The 17,457-nt window shown below is 64.7% G+C and carries 13 protein-coding genes and 1 pseudogene; 6 read left to right on the top strand and 8 right to left on the bottom strand.

The features are described 5' to 3' along the window. Positions 1–697: 697 nt before the first annotated feature. Positions 698–1,801 carry a restriction endonuclease gene (locus GZ64_RS0116315; protein WP_136025512.1) on the bottom strand — a complete coding sequence of 368 codons (1,104 nt, stop codon included), beginning with the start codon at positions 1,799–1,801 and terminating at the stop codon, positions 698–700. Between the two features lie 162 nt (positions 1,802–1,963). Between GZ64_RS0116315 and GZ64_RS0116310 the strand changes: the two genes are divergently transcribed. The 3 genes from GZ64_RS0116310 (at position 1,964) to GZ64_RS0116300 (ending at position 5,323) form a co-directional block, all read left to right on the top strand. Further along, complete coding sequence (locus GZ64_RS0116310; protein ID WP_029267665.1) at positions 1,964–2,188, top strand: hypothetical protein; 225 nt, start codon at positions 1,964–1,966, stop codon at positions 2,186–2,188. A 17-nt stretch (positions 2,189–2,205) separates the two neighbouring features. After that, entirely contained in the window at positions 2,206–3,114 is a 909-nt protein-coding gene (locus GZ64_RS0116305; protein ID WP_231479919.1) for a tyrosine-type recombinase/integrase, read from the top strand. A gap of 166 nt (positions 3,115–3,280) precedes the next feature. Further along, positions 3,281–5,323: a hypothetical protein gene (locus tag GZ64_RS0116300; RefSeq protein ID WP_029267660.1), complete on the top strand. Its 2,043-nt coding sequence runs from the start codon at positions 3,281–3,283 to the stop codon at positions 5,321–5,323. Between the two features lie 436 nt (positions 5,324–5,759). On the opposite strand, the gene GZ64_RS0116295 is transcribed toward GZ64_RS0116300, so the two are convergent. The 3 genes and pseudogenes from GZ64_RS0116295 to GZ64_RS0116285 form a co-directional block, all read right to left on the bottom strand. Further along, positions 5,760–6,164: a PIN domain-containing protein gene (locus tag GZ64_RS0116295; RefSeq protein ID WP_021201302.1), complete on the bottom strand. Its 405-nt coding sequence runs from the start codon at positions 6,162–6,164 to the stop codon at positions 5,760–5,762. Then, positions 6,161–6,415, bottom strand: a complete 255-nt coding sequence (locus GZ64_RS0116290; protein ID WP_051668131.1) for a type II toxin-antitoxin system VapB family antitoxin — start codon at positions 6,413–6,415, stop codon at positions 6,161–6,163. Before GZ64_RS0116290 ends, GZ64_RS0116295 begins: the two co-directional genes overlap by 4 nt. Before the next feature lie 115 nt (positions 6,416–6,530). Next, positions 6,531–6,818: pseudogene (locus GZ64_RS0116285) on the bottom strand (LysR family transcriptional regulator); the annotation flags it as partial. A 9-nt stretch (positions 6,819–6,827) separates the two neighbouring features. Between GZ64_RS0116285 and GZ64_RS19535 the strand changes: the two are divergent. Continuing rightward, positions 6,828–7,052, top strand: coding sequence for a hypothetical protein (locus GZ64_RS19535; RefSeq protein WP_029267655.1), 225 nt, complete (start codon positions 6,828–6,830; stop codon positions 7,050–7,052). Here the strand turns inward: GZ64_RS19535 and GZ64_RS19240 are convergent. The 4 genes from GZ64_RS19240 to GZ64_RS0116260 form a co-directional block, all read right to left on the bottom strand. Continuing rightward, positions 7,049–7,981, bottom strand: coding sequence for a class C sortase (locus GZ64_RS19240; protein WP_051668128.1), 933 nt, complete (start codon positions 7,979–7,981; stop codon positions 7,049–7,051). The two genes, GZ64_RS19535 and GZ64_RS19240, sit on opposite strands and share 4 nt — an antisense overlap. Positions 7,982–8,112: 131 nt before the next feature. After that, the gene (locus GZ64_RS0116270; RefSeq protein ID WP_029267651.1) at positions 8,113–9,591 is read right to left on the bottom strand and encodes a SpaH/EbpB family LPXTG-anchored major pilin; all 1,479 of its coding nucleotides are present in this window, start codon (positions 9,589–9,591) and stop codon (positions 8,113–8,115) included. Between the two features lie 49 nt (positions 9,592–9,640). After that, positions 9,641–12,349 carry a DUF7927 domain-containing protein gene (locus GZ64_RS19235; RefSeq protein WP_081859781.1) on the bottom strand — a complete coding sequence of 903 codons (2,709 nt, stop codon included), beginning with the start codon at positions 12,347–12,349 and terminating at the stop codon, positions 9,641–9,643. A gap of 210 nt (positions 12,350–12,559) precedes the next feature. Continuing rightward, positions 12,560–12,769, bottom strand: a complete 210-nt coding sequence (locus GZ64_RS0116260) for a hypothetical protein (protein WP_029267649.1) — start codon at positions 12,767–12,769, stop codon at positions 12,560–12,562. A 247-nt stretch (positions 12,770–13,016) separates the two neighbouring features. Between GZ64_RS0116260 and GZ64_RS0116255 the strand changes: the two genes are divergently transcribed. Further along, positions 13,017–13,448, top strand: a complete 432-nt coding sequence (locus GZ64_RS0116255; RefSeq protein WP_051668125.1) for an SHOCT domain-containing protein — start codon at positions 13,017–13,019, stop codon at positions 13,446–13,448. Positions 13,449–13,751: 303 nt separating this feature from the next. Beyond that, positions 13,752–17,447, top strand: a complete 3,696-nt coding sequence (locus GZ64_RS0116250; RefSeq protein ID WP_136025380.1) for a DUF11 domain-containing protein — start codon at positions 13,752–13,754, stop codon at positions 17,445–17,447. Positions 17,448–17,457: the final 10 nt, after the last annotated feature.

Genomic DNA, 17,457 nt, shown 5'->3' with positions numbered 1-17,457 from the left:
CCGCTCTTTCATGCGGGCTCTGCCGTCCCCTCCCGCTTCGCATCCATGGCTCCCGGCCGGGTCGGCGCTGACTCGTCACCGCCGGCCGCTCAGAGTGACCACGGTCTTCATCCGTCGAGTCCTACCAACGGGCGCTGTTGCGCAGCGTAGAACATCCGTGGCGGAGACGTGTCGCGTCTGATCGATCACTGTCGATGTGCTGGCCGCACACTGAATCAAGGGGGGTGGTATCGAGAGGTCGATCCTGTGCTCTGGGACAGGATCGACCACATCTACGAAGATGCCGAACACCGCATCCACGCCGATGAGTGGTGCGAAGCTCACCGCGAGCAGGCGCTCGAAAACTACGACCTGAACATGGCCCACTTCGTGTCCCTCGACCGAAGAGAATTCGAAACTGCGCTGCAGGCGGCCGTCGCCAGATGCTGGAGGTCACCGATCTCACACAATGGGACGGCGTGGGAGGGCTCTACATCATGGTGCTCGACGACTACGCACGCGTGTCTTCGCGTGGAAGACACGAGGTTCCTTCGAGGAAGAGAACTCGCTTCTCGAGCAGTTCCCCGCGAAGTACACGCTCAACCGCGTCATGGGTGGCCGCGACATCGCTCGCTTCGGTGTCTGCCGTCATGCGGGGCCGCGCATTCAGTGACCGTGAGTAGTGCGCCCCGCACGCTGCCCACCAGGGGAGTCGAGATCAGAACTCGTCGAATCCGAAGACCGTTGGGAACCCAGACGCGATCACCTGTTGTCCGCGTTGATTCAGCCCCGCAAGCGTGCCCTTCTCAGCGTCGTACCTGATCAGGGCAATCCCGGTCTCGTCGGAAAAGAGAATGCCGTTTTGCGAGACCATTCCACTAGTGAACAGCACCGCCCCTTTGTGCCGGTGCTGCGCTGTCCCGAACAGATCGCGGATGTCGGCGATCGGCACGCTCGCAGACACGTGAAGATTCTTCACTTGCGCGATGACATGACGACTGTCGACATCGATGCCCCCGTCACCGCTGTATTGCGTTACGGCCGCGTCGTGCACTCCTAGATGGCGCATCCAATCAGCCACCAGTCGCTCAGCTCCCTTGTGATTCACGCCGTAGGGCTGCGGCGCAGGCGCCTCCGGGCGACGGCGACGTATCGCCTCGTGCTCGAGACGGACCTTCTCTTCTCGCCGTCGAGCGGCTTCGCGAGCCCGTGCTCTCTGCTCCTGATCCCACTGCTCCTGCGCCCGCTGAGCGGTCAGCGCCCCTTCGGCCTCAGCTATCTTCTGAGCCTTGCGTGCCCGTCGTCGCTCTGAGAAGGACAACCTGGACGCGCCAGCAACCGTCCCTGCATGTCGAGCGCTCTGGCTCGTAGATGGCTCGGGCGTGTTGAAGTGATACGCCCCATCAGTAGCGGTGGTTCTCACCCGCCCGTCTGTTGTCGGCCCCGTCGCCTCGAGGTAATCGCGGAACGTCGCCTCCGCGCGCAAACTCAGATAGTTGATGCCAGGGTCCGGTTCCCCTCTGTCGAGCGTCCGGCGCCGCCAGTACAGGGCCCATTGCATTTCCCGGAGTACAACCTCGGCAAGCGCCGTCAGGTACGGGACGGCCGCGCGAGCCTCGGTTTCAGTGAGCTCGACATGATCCGATACGCCGAGGGCACGCTTCTGATGGGCAATCGCCTGGGCGTTAAGGGGGCCGTCAGCGCTCTCGCTGAGCGCGCGCGAAATATCTTCGACGCTGTCTTGAGGAGTCCGGTACGAAGCGCCCCAGCGGGCGCCGAAGTCTTCAGCCCAGCTGAGATCTTGAGGATCGAGTTCGGTCACGGTGCCAGTGTGCCAGGGGCCGCCCACGTTGGCTCACTGTCTCCCCGCCTGCCAGACACTCGCTTTCACCCAGAGCTTCCCATGGATACCGGGCACCGTTGCCCTGCGGATCCGTGCGCCGTGTCGTTGATAGCCGGTTACTAATCAGTGAGGAGGCCGGAGATGGCCGCTCGACCCATCAGCTTCGCTCTCGAAGAGGCCGACATCCCGCTTCTCGACGAGATCTCGGCCGAGTTCCGTGGCGGTAACCGCAGCGAGTTCCTCCGAGTCGCCATGGCTGAGCTCAAGGAGCGCCTTCGCCTGAAGCGCCTCCAGGAGATCCGCCAGGGTATGGAGCACCAGGGGAGTCTCGAGTCACCGTCGGCGAACTCGGCGCGGCGTGGCTGACCGCCCATGCCATCGCGGTGAAGCCGTCGACCTTCCATAGCGACGAGAGCGCGTGGCGTGTCCATGTCGAGCCTGCGTGGGGCGCGCGCCGTGTCGGCAGCATCCGGCACACGGAGATCTCGGCTTGGGTCGCGGAGTTGAGTGTCAAGCGCTCGGCGACCACCGTGAAGCGGTGCCACGGAGTTCTCGCATCGATCCTCGACGGGGCAGTCCGCGACCGCCGACTCCAGTCCAACCCTGCGCGCGAAGTGAAGACGCCCCGCAAGGTTAGGAAGCAGAGGGCGTACCTAACGCATCAGCAGGTCGAACTGCTCGCAACCGCTTCGCTCTATCCCGACGTCGTGCGCTTCCTTGCGTACACCGGGCTTCGGTGGGGTGAGGCGACGGGGCTCACGGTCGCCGATGTCGACGTGTCGCGGCGCCGGTTGAACATCTCGTCGAACGCTGTGATCGTGAATGGCCACGTGATCGTCGGAACGCCGAAGACGCACGAGCGTCGGACGGTTGTGTACCCGGGCTTTCTGGATGCGGCAATGGCTCAAGCGATCTCGCTCAAGCGTCCGGACGAACTGATCTTCCCTGCTGAGACCGGTGGCTACCTTCGGCCGGGCAACTCGAAGTCCGGGTGGTTCGCCGGGGCATGCAAGCGTGCCCGGCTCGAGGATGCGTCCGACGCTGCCGAGTCCAGGGTGCGGGGCGAGGGGATTCGTGCGGTCATGCCGCGGATGACGCCGCACGATCTGCGGCACACCGCCGCATCGCTCGCGATCAGCGCCGGCGCAAACGTCAAGGCGGTCCAGCGTATGCTCGGGCACGCGAGTGCCGCGATGACTCTCGACACGTATGCCGATCTGTTCGACGACGATCTTGACGACGTTGCTTCGGCACTGAATGTGTCGCGGGCGACGGCGCTGGGGGAGCTGTAGCTGGGATCCTCTACTTGCAAAGCGCTTGAGAACGGAAAGAAAAGACGTGCGCGTTCCAGCAGTTCACGCCATGGCCTTCGCAGTCATGCTCGCGGAACGCGGATGCTTCGACCTCTTCTAGAGGGGGTTGTCCTCGTAGCGCTCAGATATTCAATATTCTGGACGGATGACTGGGGATCTCAAGACGAGTAACGCGCTCATTGGCTTCGCAGTGTTGCGGGCCAACTTCAATGCGAATGCTCCAACCTACTTCGACAACTTCACTGCGTTCGTGCTGGCCGCGCTCGCACAGGACAACTGTCGTCCTGTCGAGCGACGCACGGTCGCCACGCGAATTCGAGAGACCTTCGGAATCCGTATCCCTGAGCTTGCCCTGGGGAAGATGCTGAAGCGTACCAACGGCGCTGGGCTCACAGAGTTTGTCGGCACCGAGTTCGTATCGATTACCCAATCGGGACGCGAACAGACCCCAGCTACCGAACAGCTGGTTGCGTTTCAGCGACGTCAAGACGAGCTGGCCTCAGTCTTTCGGGAGTTTGTTGCCACAAGGTTTCCGGACGAGCATGACGCTTTGCCGGAGGATGTGGGCGCCGCGCTTGCTGACTATATCGATCGGCAGTCGGTGCCGTTGCTCAATCAGAGTCTTCGAGGCAGGGCGGATGTGTCACCCACTAGCACTCGGTTCGACTACGTGGTGTCGGTGTTTATTGCAGACTTGAGCGTTCGTGATCAAGTTCGTTTCGGGTACGTCGAAGAGGCTGCGAAGGGGGCGATTCTAGCGTCGGTCCTGACTCTCGATACTGGCGGGATGGGAACGGCGCTCGATCGGCTCACGCTGGTCTTGGATACGCCCATACTCATGAATCTGCTGGGGTACGACGGTGAGGTCTTGCAGCGTCCCGCACTGGAACTCGTCGAGATGGCTCGTGCGCAAGGGGCGAAGGTGATCGCCTTTCAGCACTCGCTGAGGGAGCTCGACGGGATCCTGGAGGGAGTCGAGAAGGCCCTCCGGTCGGGACGCGCGTCGAGGTCGATCAACGCAGCCTTCCTGAACTTCTCCGAGCAGGGCAAGTCTGCCGTCGATGTGGCGCTTGTCCGAGCAGATCTTGAGCGACACGTGCGGGATCGAGGGGTGCAAGTACAGGAGAAACCTGAGTACGTGCACGAGCATTCGCTCGACGAGAACAAACTGGAAGAACTACTCCAGGCAAAGGTGGGGTATCGCGAGAACTCCACGAGGCTGTTCGATGTGGACTCCCTGTCGGCGGTGCACCGCATGAGGCGGGGACGGTCGTCCTCTACGCTCGAGCATTGTCGAGCTGTCCTAGTTACTTCGAACACCAGCGTCGTAATAGCAGCGAACACCTTTGAACGGACCCGTGATCAGTTTTCGCTCGCGATTCGAGATGAAGCCCTTGCGGGGATCCTCTGGGTGCGGAGTTCCGCCATCGATTCTGATGTGCCTACAAAGCTGCTGCTCGCCTCGGCATACTCCGGAATGCAGCCGAGCCCCGCCCTATGGTCTCGGTACCTCGAGGAGGTGGATGAGCTGGAGAAGCGCGAGGAGGTGTCGCCCGATGAAGCGGTTGTCCTGCGAGCGACGACCGTCAGCCGTGCAGTCCTGATGGAGGAAACTCTGGGGGATGCTGGAGAGGTCACACCGGATTTGCCCTTGGTAGTTTTGCAGCGCATGCGCTCAGATGAAGCGAGGCCACTCGAGGACAAGGCTATGCAAGCCGAGGCCCGCGCGAACCTTGCCGAGCTTTCAGCAGACACAGCCGCGGCCAGCTGGCTCGATAACGTCGAAGCCTTGCAACGGGTCATCGAGCAGCGAGACGCCGCGGCGCTCGCGCTTTCCCAGACCGAACAAGAGCGTGACGACGCGGTCAGGCTAGTGAAAGCGCAAGTCGAAAAGGACAATGTGCGCGATGAACGTATTCGGCAGCGTGCGAAGACCTCAGCCTCTCGGCGGCTGACCGGTTTGCTTGTCGGCTTCATCATCGTCTGGCTCGCGCTGGCGGTCCTGGGGATCGTGGAACTGACACCAGAGTTCAAGTGGCTCGCGGGGGTTGCGGCGATACCCGCACTCGTGATCGCAGGCATCCGGACCTTCGTTCCTGGAACGGTTCGCGATTGGATGCGCCCGCTTGAGGCAAAGTGGGCTGCGCGTATCGAGCGTCGAGCACGGCGCAAGCTCGCGCTCGACTGACCCGGTTGTCTCAGTCTTCGGGGACCGTGCGATCCCTTCGAACGCCGACTGCTGCAGCAACAGCGGTGACCAAGCTTCCTCCTGTGGCCTTGCGGAATGGAGAGTTCTACCTCAAGGGAATGAAGTCGCGTCCGGTCGCTTCGAATTCTCGAGTCGTTGGCTGCGTTGAGGCCAGCGGTAACGCAGCAGTAACGGAAGGCCTGCGAACATGAGTTTGCTGATGTGCGCAGGAGGGAGGCGGTTCCGTCTTCTTCAGCTGATCTGGCGGTGGCGCGAATCTGAGATTGGGGCACGATATGGGTTCAAATCCCACCGTCACCGCCATGGAAGCCCCCTCCGAGTGAGGGGGTTTTTCCGTGTCATCACGGGGCTCTCCCGAGAGCGAGCGCTCTTGCCTGGAAGTTCGATGGCGCCGCACGCTCACATGTGTCTGACCTCAGGCCGCGACGTACTCCTGGCGGACTCGTCCCTCAGTCGCCATTTCTATGTACCCGAAATCCTGGTCCGAGTTCAGGATCACTGCGTCGTTGGCGACCGCGTATGCGGCGATGAGGCAGTCGAAGGCTGCGGCTGCTCTCATGAGCCCTGTGTCCCACAGCGCCTGCTGAAGGTCGAGGGCGTCACGCTCGTCGGGGTGTTCCCACGCGGGGAGCAGCCCCTCCATGTCCGCACGCAACTCTGCGTACTCCTTCGCATTGCGCGCGGAGTGGCAGTACTCGAGGACCTGCGGCGGGCACGTGATGATCAGGTGATTCGGCGACAGGGCCCGGAGCCTGTCGCCGATCGCCGTGCTCCTGCCTGCCTTCTGCCAGATGCTGTTGTCGACGAGGTAAGTGGTCACCGAACGGTGCTCTTCTCCCGGGGAGCGCTCTTGTCGGGATCCAGACCCGTGTCCGGAGCGATCGTCGGCGCGTCGATCTGGTCAGTGTCGAAGTGGCGAGCGATGATGCGCTCCACGGCGGCGGGCTGGCGGCGCACCGCGATGAGCGTGCGCAGCGCGAGATCCACCGTCTCGCGGTTGGAGGTCGTGCCGGCAAGCTTCTTGGCCTGCTGAAGCTCGTCGGGGTCGATGTCAATCGATGTGACGGCCATGGCTCCTCCTTCGCGGAAAGTTCTGTATAAGCCATTGTATAAGAATCCTTGCCGGGGCGCACGATCCGTCAGTGCGTCCGGTGGAGGCGACCACCTTGCCAGGAGCATCGACGCTTCAGCCGAGCAGTTCCACCCCGAAGCCGGAGACGACGGTGCGCAGTTCGGCGAGGTAGCGCTGCGCCTGTTCGGTGAGGGGGATCGCCGAATGGCCGATCCAGCCGATCTCGATCTGTTCGTCGATGTCGAGGGGAATGGCGATGATCTCGGGATCGAGGTCATCGCTGATGATGCCCGTCGAGATGGTGTATCCGTCGAGCCCGATCATCAGGTTGAAGATGGTGGCGCGGTCGGAGACGCGGATGTCCCGCGGGCTCGACAGGGTGGAGAGGATCTCCTCGGCGAAGTCGGCGAGGTGTCCGCATCGCAGCGACGCTGGGGGCGCTCCTGGGGGTCGGAGCTCACCCCACCATCAGTCTCGTCGTCGACGGAAGAGGCGCTCGTCCGCGAGGTGCCCAAGAACACCCACCTGCATCGCAGAGTTATCGAAGAAGGACTGATCCAGGGGAGAGCATCGTCGCTGCCCGACATGATCGTCGTGCAGTGGAAGCGTGCGTCGAGGGCCTTCGAACGGCGCTAAGCGTCGTCGAAATCCTCTGCGGCGGAGGAGACGGTCGTGCGGCGGGGCCAGGCGAGCGCGATGCAGCCGATGAGAGTCGCACCGGACCAGAGAGCCCACCACGGGAAGCCGGGGTCCGTTGCGTTAGGGGCGACGCGCGCAGCCTCATCCGAAGCCACGGCATCCGGGACGCGTTCCGCGCGCACCAGCAGTCGATGCGAGTTCACGCCGATCGGTGTGCAGGTGAGGAGGGTGATGTAGTCGTGTCCGACGACCTGGCGGAGGCTCGTGGCGTCGTCCGGGGCGACGGTGAGAATCTGCTCGACCTTGTAGGTGAGCGTCGTGCCCGCCACGTCGATGTAGATGGAGCTGTCGTTCGCGAGCTGGCTCACTCGTGTGAAGAGCGCGCTTCCGGGAATGCCGGAATGTCCGGAGAGCACCGCGTGCGTGCCGGTGCCTCCGACCGGGAGGGACGTCCCGTAGAGGTGCCCGACACCCTTGTCCAGGACGGCGTCGTCGGTGCCGTGGTAGATCGGAAGGTCTACGTCGATCTCGGGAATGCGGATGCGCGCCAGGGGGGCCTCAGCGCCGAAGTCGAGTTGTGAGACGTAGTCGTCCCAGCCGTCCTCGACGTCTTTCGAGCGGCCCTCTTCGTCGAGCGCGAACGGGTCGCGCAATGGTCCGGACTGCAGGTCGTGGTTGTACCGATCGGCGGCACCCAGGATCTTCTGGAGGGCGGAATCTCCGAGATCCTGCACCTCCTGTACGTACCCGGACACCTCGGTGGCGTGGGCGCGATCGCTGAACCAGTTCGCGGCGGTGGGATAGGTCACCGTGCTGACCCCGGCCAGGAGCATGGCAGCAACGACGGTGGAGCTCAGCGAGAATCGGCGGCGGCTGCGCTCTCGCGCGGCGCGGCGCGTGAGGGGCGCGTCTTCGAGAGCGGTCATCGGAACTCCTCATGGATGTGCGTGAGGGGGCGACTCTGGGGAAGAGCCGCCCCCTGATGGGGCGAACGCCGCTGGGGGTCGGCGATCACCCCGCACGGTGCCGGCGTGGAATGCCGGCGTCGTGGATCAGGTCAGGCCTGCTGCTTGCGGCGGCGGGTGACGATCATGAAGATCGTGCCGCCGACGAGCAGAGCGAAGCCGACCAGGTACAGCAGTCCGGTGCCGGTGCCACCGGTGATCGGCAGCAGGAAGCCACCGTTGCTGGGCACGTTGACGACTTCGAGGTCCACACCCGCTGCGGTGCTGGCGGCGGTGACGGTGAACTCGATGGGCTCAGCGAGCAACTCGAAACCGTCGGGTGCCGTGGTCTCGACCAGGTAGTACTGGATGAAGCCGGCGTCACCGGGGGCGACCGTCTGGTTGTTCGCGAGGTCGCTATAGCGCAGCCCCGAGAGGGTCAGCAGACCGTTCGTGTCGACCTCGAAGGTGGTCTGCCCGCCGAGCGAGACCGCGTTGGTCTGCGCGGCGGCGTCAGCGGCGGAGGTGAAGACCTGGAACTGCGCGCCCTGGAGCGTCTTCGTGCCGTCGGTCTTCTCGATGGTGAACTCGCCCCACTTGGTCTCCGGCGTGTTCGTCGGCATCGGACCGCCCAGCTGGCCGGGCGCGATGTCGAACGACGCGGCGTTCGGGTAGACCAGCGCCTGGTTGGCGATCTCGCCGACCGCGTTGACCGTGGTGTCGATCGCAACGACCACCGAAGCCGTCATGTTCGCGGCGATCTTCACGAGACCCGCTGCGGTGAACTCGACCGTGACGGCGTTCGTCGCCGCGTCGTGAGTGACCGTGTAGTCGCCGGCGACGAGCGCAGTGCCATCCGAGAGGGTGACCGTGGTGCCGACGTAGGTGAGCTTGTCATCGAGCGGGTCGACGATCTTGTAGCCGTCGATCGGGTCGACGTTCGGGATGTCGGCCGTGATCGTCCAGGTGACGGTGTCGCCGAGCTCGATCGAGGCCGCGTCGGAGACCGTCTTCTGGGCCGTGGTGACCGCGTTCTTCGGGTAGACGTGCACGTCGTACAGCCAGGTGTTCTGGTTGTTCGGGTCGGTCAGCGGCACGGTGACCAGGAAGGGCGCTGCCGGGGTGACATCGGCGGGGTAGCCCGTCTCCTCGACGAGATACAGGCCGACGGGAAGACCCGTGAACGCAGCCGTGCCGGCAACGCTGGTGGTCTGAGTCGAGCCGGTGCCGAGAGCGTGACCGGCGGCGGTGATCGAACCCTCCGCGTCGGACGCGTCGAACGCGCCGGAGAGCTGGCTCGCGGCGACCCATCCGGCGTTGGTCGACAGGTCGATGTCGGTGACCTGCGTGAGGGTGAAGTCCATACCCGCCAGCGGCGTGAGACCGGTCGTGTCGACCTGGGTGCCGTTGCTGGGCAGCTCGGCTGCAGCGTCGGGCGCCTCGTACTTGTGGACGGTGATCGAGCCGATCTGGTCGGGGTCGACCAGGGGTGCAGCCGAGGCCGGCAGCGCGAGGCCGAGTAGGGCCACGGTCGCTGCTGCGACGGCGGCGATGCCGACACGAATCCCGCGTCGGGTGTACGGGTTGTTCATGTTCCTTCTCCTTGTCGAGGGGTAGTGCAATGGATGACTGGACGGCCGGTTAGCCGGCCCCGGGGTGTGATGCCGTGTGCACCGGAGCGACGCGGCGACGCTTGGCGAGGTGCATGGTGGCCAGGAGCATCAACGCGGCGGCGATGACGCCGCCTCCGACGAGGTAGATCCACGTGGTGCCTGTGCCGCCTGTGGCGGGCAGTGCGAACTGCGGCACGTCCTGCACACGAATCGTCGAGATGCCGTCGACATCCACGACCGTCACATTCGACGATGTTCCCGGCGCGAGCTGGATCTGACCGAGCGCGCCCACGGTGAACTGCACGCGCTGCGCGAGCAGCTGGAATCCGGTGAGCGCCTGGGTCTCTTCGAGCCAGTAGGTGTTGCCGGCGGTGAGGGTGGTCGCCTGGAAGAGTCCCGTCGCACCGGCATCTCCGAGCGCGGGCAGGATCGGTGTCCCGCCGTTGTCGACCGTGAAGATCGCCCAGGCGGAGCCGTCCATGCGGACGACGGTGCCAGTGGTGTCTTCGCCGACCTTGAGCACCTGGATCGTGACGATCTTCGGCGACACCGGGTGGTCGGTCTCGCAGCTGTCGGCGTCACAACCTTCGCTCGCCACGACATTCGACAGCGTGTCCGACTCGGTTCCCAGCGAAGTCACCGTCACCGAGTACGTGACCGTGACCTGCTGGCCCACCTCCAGGTCACCCGCCCATGCGAGCGTCTCCGTGGCGGCGTCGAAAGAGGCCGTGTCGGAGGAGGCGCTCAGGTCGCCGTTCCAGGTCGCATCGTCGAGCACGTCGCTGAGGTCGTCTTCCAGAGATGCTCCGGTCACTGCGCCGGTGCCCACCTGGGTGACGGTGACGGTGTAGGCAACTGTGTCGCCTGCCTGCACCTCGGTCCCCGATGCGGGGTCGGCGCTCTTTGCGACGGCGTATGTGCCGACCGGGTGCGTGGTCTCACAATCGGTAGTCGCCTGACATCCGGCGCTGGTCACGACGTTTCCGAGGGTGTAGTTCCCACCGTCGGCCAGTCCGCTGCGGTCCTTGACCTTCACGGTGTAGGTGATGGTGGCGATCCCGCCTGCAGAGACGGTTCCGGTCCATTCGAGCGCGGTCCCGTTCAGCGTCGCTGTGCCGATGCTCGCGGTGACTGAGCCGAGCATCTCGGCATCGTCGAGAACATCCGACAGATCGTCGCTCAGGCTCGCGTCGACGGCGTCGGGGCCGCTCTGGGCCACCGTGAGGGTGTAGGTGACCTCGTCGCCGGGTGCGACAGCGTCCCCCGAGACGAGGTCGGATGTCTTCTTCACGGTGTAAGCGGAAACTGCCGGCAGGATCACGGTGTTGGTGCGCACGTCGACGGTATGGAACATCCAGTCATCGATCGACCGCGTGTCTCCCCATGAACCGCCGATGCCGTCGTTGGCGTTGATGTCTGCCTGGCCGAAGCAGTTCCAGGTGTGGCGCGGACCGCCGCTGGTGTCCACTCCAGCGGTTGCGTCCAAGGTCGTGGGCCGGCATGGTAGCCGTTGTTCGGTCTGCAGGAACGAGTCGTTCCAGTGGATGATCGACGATCCGCTGTCGGGCCCGTTCAGGGCGGTCATGCTGATTCCCTGACGAGACTCGACATCCACGCTCAGGACATGGATCTCGCCCGCCTTGTCGACAGCGAGATAGGCGCTCATCGCGACGGAGACCGGGATGGGAGTGCCGGCGCCGTCGAGCCCGTCGAACGTGGAGGTCTGCGTCCCATCGGTGGAGATCCCGACGGGAATCGATCGGTCGAGCGGGCCTGCGTACTGGCCGTCGCCGTCGGCGTCGATCAGCAGGGTGGCATTTCCCACCGCAGCTGTCGCGGTGAAGGTGAACTCCCCGGAGCGGCTGTTCGGCGCATCGGGAACGAAGGCGAGGTTACTCACCGACGGCGCAACCGGAGGCCCGTTGAGTACGTGACTGTTCCCGAAGGCGTCTACTGCGGAAACCGGCAGCGCTCCGGCCGGCGCCTGGAAGAAAATCGCATACGGCTTGCCGCAGTCGCCCGACCTGTTGCTGAACGAGGGGTCGTAGTAGGGCCCGCCCTGCGTTGTCTCGATGCTGCGATAGGCCGACGAGCAGGTGTCCGTGTAGATGTTCCCGAACTGGTTCGCGGCGAACACGCTGTCGATGCCGTAGAAGTCCGCGTGCGTCGACTGGTACTTGTAGCCCTGAGGTGAGAGATACCAGAGGTTGAACGTGGCGGGGGTGGAGTTATACATGAGGTACCGGTAGCTCCATACCCGTCCGCTCAGGTTGTTGCTTCCCTGCTGGACCTGGATGTTCCAGGTGTGCAGGCCGAGGCTGTCGGAGTCATCGTTCGCGTAGAAGTAGATCTCCCACACACCTGCTGTCGGCGACGTCAGGTTGAGACGACTGCAGCTGCTCCCCGAAGCGGTCCCGATGCTGCAGTAGGTTGCAACGCCGGCGGGTGAGATGATCCGCAGTAATGTGGGGATCGTCGACCCTGTCACCCGCGTGAAGGTCACATCGAGGTTCTGCCCAGCCGTGGTGTACGCGTAGAACTTCTGAGGCTCGCGAATACTCGTTCCGGTGGGGCTCGTCTCCGCGCTGGCCGGCGATGCCGTTGCCAGAGCACCGGCCGCACCGAGCCCGATGACGAGAAGGAACGCCATGGCGATGGCGGTGAAACGACCTCGACGAGGCGTTCGCGTCCGCAGCCGGTGCGCCACGGGTGATCCGTGGATGGATGAGTAGGTCATTCTTCCCCTCCGTGGTCAGGCTCGTCACTGACATAGAAGACGCGCGCGAGGCATGATCACCAGGCTTTTGATGCCTAAATCCCCACATGTAGGGGTCACGCTCTCCCGCTTCAGCAACGGCCTACGAGCCACACATCCTGTTCGTCAGCCACGAGGCCGCACGGGGAGCCCAGTTCATCGAGCGCAGGAAGACTTGGCGACGTGCAGACCTCAAATCGAGGCGTGTGCTCCATGCTGATCGCTGAGATTCGGGCCGTGCAGATGCAGCAGGGCGATGGCTTCCTGGGCGATGCCCAGGGGGACTTCGAACTCGGCATATTCGAGAGTGAAGCCGTTCTCGTCGGTGACCGTCACCTTCGCGAAGACGTTTCCCCGGGAGGGCAGCGCGGTCGATGTGCGAGGGGTGAAGCTGCGAGCCATGAGAAGAGGCTAGTCAGGGGGTCAGCTGGCACGGGACATCGACGGCGCGTCCGTTCCGCCAGCCACTTCTTCTGGGGGCGAAAGGGTCTGATCCGGAGTCCGAATCGTGAGGGGCAGACCCGAACCGGTCGGCCTGGCCGTCACAACTGGGGGTCTCTTTCGGATCTTCCTCGCTCGACACGACGGGCGCTCGACCCCGTTGACAAGATATGAGGCGATCCCACGCTCCTCAACCCGAAAGACCGTCATGCGACTTCTCGAGACCGCGACTCCCATCTCGTACCCCTACCAGGGCTTCTGGGGCTCGTTCGGCGACCTGATCTGGTGGTTCCTCACCGTCTTCCTGTTCGTCACGTATCTCTTCGTGCTGTTCTCGATCATCGGTGATCTGTTCCGTGACAACACGCTGAAGGGTGGATGGAAGGCGGTCTGGATCATCTTCCTGCTGTTCCTTCCCATCGTCACCGCACTCGTGTACCTCATCGCACGCGGTCGGGGGATGGGAGAGCGCAACCAGGCACAGGCGGCACAGGTACGGGAATCGCAGTCCACGTACGTGCGATCGCTGATCGAGCCGAGCACGCCTGCTGATCAGATCGCGAAGGCCAAGGCGCTTCTAGACGCCGGCACGATCACGGCGTCCGAATACGAGGCGCTCAAGGCCAAGGCACTCTCCTGATGCCGCGGTGACACCCGCGCTCGTCGCCGAGCGCGAGCGTCGCCGATGATGACCCCGCCGACCGCCCCGGTCTCCCGAAGAGGAGGCCGGGGCGGTCGCATGTCTCCGCGAGATACGACCCCCACTGCTGGGGGTTTCACGCGTGCTCGCTGGGAGAACGCGATCGTCATGCCCTCTGCTTGAGAGGAACACCGGTCGCGAGTGCCCCGCTGCCCGAAGCAGCACGCGCGGGCCCTGCCGTGTGCGCCGACTCGTCGGTCACCGTCTCGGTCGGTCGGAAGTCTGCCAAGTAGGAGGTCAACCGTGACAACGCCAGACGTGCGGGGCGGCCATGCGCCGTCGCCGGGCACACCGCTGAAGCGCAGAGGGATGGGCATCGCGTCGTTCCTCATCGTCGTCGCGGTCGCCGCAGGGGTGCTGTCGCCCGCGTCCGCGTCGGCGAATGCCAGCTCGCAGCCCACACTGACGATCGCCTCGCTCTCGTCCGCATCGCAGCCCTCCGGTTCGGCCTTCAACTACCGGGTCACGTTCGGGTGCAGCAATGTGAACGCCGACCCGTGTGCGCAGGACCCGGTGATCCGGATTCCGCTGGGCGCGGCCGCAGGAATGCGCGTGGACGTCACGCAGGACGCGCTCATCGAGAGCTGGAGCGTGGAAGGCGATGAGCTCGTGATCGCTCTGACCGACCTCACGCAGGGGACGTCCGGGAGCATCGACTTCCGGATCATCCCGCCGAACCGGGTGACGCCGGATGGGACGCAGTGGACACTCACACCGACGATGTCCTTCAGCGACGACACCCCGGCGGTCTCCGCACCGTCCGTCTCCTCCGTGGCGACCGCACGGCCCACGCTGAACGTGAAGAAGAGCGCGGACTTCCGGTACTACAGGGCCGGCGACCTCGTGACCTACAGCATCTCCTGGAACTGCGCCGCGTCGAACGGCTCCGTCGGTACTGTCGGTGTGGAGGATCTCGACGCCCTCGTCCTGACGGACACGCTTCCGGCCGGCCTCACCTACGTCTCGAGCGTTCCTTCGGGAGCGACCGTCTCGGGGCAGAGCGTCACGATCGCGCTCACTGCCGCGCAGGTGGGTGAGACCTGCTCTCTCGCCTCCGGCAGCGCGGCGATCGTTCGCATCACAGCGAGGATCGACGCAACCGTCCCCGACGCGACGGTGCTCGGAAACACGGTGACCGCGCAGGGAACGTCGATCGGCGGCGCAGCGGTGATCAAAGAAGGCGATGCCGACATCACAGTGGTGACGGCCCTCCCGGGTGCAGGAGTGTCGAAATCAGGCTATGGGCCTCTCGCGAACACTGTCGGCGACAGTGCGGCGAACGACCCCAATGCCACGGGCATCTATCGATCGGCGACCTACCCGGGTGCGTGGTTGGGCCGAGGCGTCGCCGCTACCGTCGCGACGTCGAAGGTCTCCCTCGCGCCCGACACGGCTGTCAAGAACTCGGCACGGATCGAAGGGCTCTATCAGATCAGGGTGACGAACGCGCAGCCCTCTTCGCAGTTCTCGTTGGTGGACCCGGTGCCGTGCACCACCAACGTCTCCGGTCGCGCATACGAAAGCTATGCAGCAGGAGGCGAGCTCTGCACCGATCCGGCATTCCATGTCACACTGGTGACGATCGACACGCAGTTCTCGACGGGCAATGAGCGCGTCGGGATCCCCTCTGGTGTCACTGTCAAAGCCAGACTCGTCGATGGTTCCGTGATCGATCTGGATTCCGTGTTCCAGGAGTGGAGCGCGACGAACGGTCTGCCGCTGACCAGGACCTACCGCGTGCCCGATTCTGCGGTGGGGAAGGTCGCCGAGATCGTCATTCCCCGTGCAGACGGCATGACGAACAACGTCACCTCGGTCGTCATCGGCGGTTACGTGGATGCGGACCGTGAGGCAGGCGACCTCGTGCGGAACCAAGGCGAGGTGGCGTCCTACCTCGCGGGCGACCAGGCGCCGTTCGCGGTGACGCCGACCGGGCGAGGGACGATCTACGTCGTGGAAGGGCCGCAGGTCGGGATCAACAAGACGTGGAACCCGGGCGTGGGAGAGTTCAGATTCGTCTCCGATGTCGCCCTGTCAGGAGCGACCACCGGCGATCTGACCTTCACGGACACACTCCCCAGCGGGTGGGTGACGAACGGGGCCCCGAGAGCGGCGGTGTACGGCTACAGCTCCGCGACGTGGACGACGCTCACCCCGGTCGTCTCCACGACGGCCGATCCGGCCACCGGAAACACGAGACTGACCTTGACAGTGCCCGCGAGCGTCGTGAACTCCCTGCTGCGTGCAGGAGGCCTCGGCGAGCGGTTCAGATTCGAGATCAACGTGCCCTCGAAGGCTCCCGGTCCGGGGACGTTCGAGAACACGGCCGTCGTGAACCTCTCTGATCCCGCCACGCAGCAGATGTGCACGCAGGGACGGGCAGCCCCTGCGGCGGCGGCTCAGGACTTCAGCTGTTCCTCTCTCGTGCGGTTCACCATCCAGCCGCCGAACGGATCTGCCGGTGTGCAGGTCACGAAATCGGTGAAGGGCAGCAACGACTCCGGGTTCAAGACCTTCCCGGCGATCGGCAGCGTCGACGGCGCCGGCGGGACGGCGACCTTCCGTCTTGCCTGGACGAACAGAGGCGCGGCCTCTCTGGACCGTGTTGTCCTCTACGACCTCCTGCCGCGTGTCGGCGACACCGGCACGATTCCCACCACGATGGAGCAGCTGCGCGGGAGCACCTTCCAACCCACACTTACGAGCATCTCCGCGCTTCCTTCCGCAGTCACCGCCTTCTACTCCGTCTCCGAGAATCCGTGTCGTCCCGAGGTCCTGCCCGATGCGCAGAACCCCGGCTGTGTCGACGACTGGACGGCGATGCCCGCCGCACCCGGCGGTGCGCTGTTGAGCAGCATCCTCGCGCTCAAGTTCGTGTCCTCGGCCACCTACGCGTTCAACACCAGCTTCACGGTCGACATCAACATGACCACTCCCGCCGGCCTGGAGGCGACGGACGTCGCATGGAACACGTTCGCGTCGGCGCAGAGGAACGTGAACAACGGACAGCAGGTCCCCGTCGTCGAGTCGGCCAAGGTCGGAGTGGCGCACGAGGACTTCGCGCACATCACGATCGACAAGATCGTCGATCGTGAGACCGCACGAGTAGGAGATGTCCTCACCTACACGGTCACGGCGGTGAACGACGGCGGCAGCGATCTCTCGGACGTCACGCTTCGAGACACCCTCCCGGACGGCGTCGAGTTCGTCAGCGCGACCTCCGGAGGCATCCACGCGGCGGGGAGTGTGACGTGGCAGCTTCCGCGCATGCCCCTCGGGCAGGTGTTCGCCTTCACGGTGAAGGCGAAGATCGTCGAGGGTAGCGACGTCGAAGTCACCGACGCGGGAGCGCTACTCGTCAATCGATGGGGGGTCGATGGGGAGGTGTCCGTCACGCCTCTGCATCCGTGCCCCGCGCCGAACGAGGCACGAGAGTCCTGTGCCACGACACGCATCCTCGGGGCGCTGATGTGGACCAAGGTCAGCGAGTCCGGCGCGCTTCTGTCGGACTCGCGATGGACGCTCCAGGCGGTGGATCAGACGGGAGCTGCGGTCGGCGAGATTGTGGAGATCGACGACTGCACCAGCGCCCCCTGCGCGGGCGCAGATCAGGACGCCGCACCGGGGAGCATCCAGGTCGACGGACTGACCCCTGGCACTTATCGGCTCATCGAGGTTCAGGCTCCTTCCGGTTTCGTCCTCGATGACACCCCGCGCAACGTCACGGTGCTGGCCAGCACACGGGTGACGGTGCTCGAAGGGATCGTCAACGAGCAACGCACGGTTCCCGCCATTCCACTCACCGGCGGCATGGGAACGACCTTGTTCGTGGGTATCGCCGCCGGCGCATTCCTCGCCCTGCTGACCCTCCTCCTCGTCCGGCGGCGGTCGAGACGACACGCGAAGACGCTCCAGCAGTCCGCTCCGAGTCCGGAGTGAGCGCAGCTAC

The organism is Microbacterium sp. Cr-K32, assembly GCF_000708345.1.
GTDB classification, from domain to species: Bacteria; Actinomycetota; Actinomycetes; order Actinomycetales; family Microbacteriaceae; genus Microbacterium; species Microbacterium maritypicum_A.
This window is presented reverse-complemented; position numbering and strand designations above follow the sequence as displayed.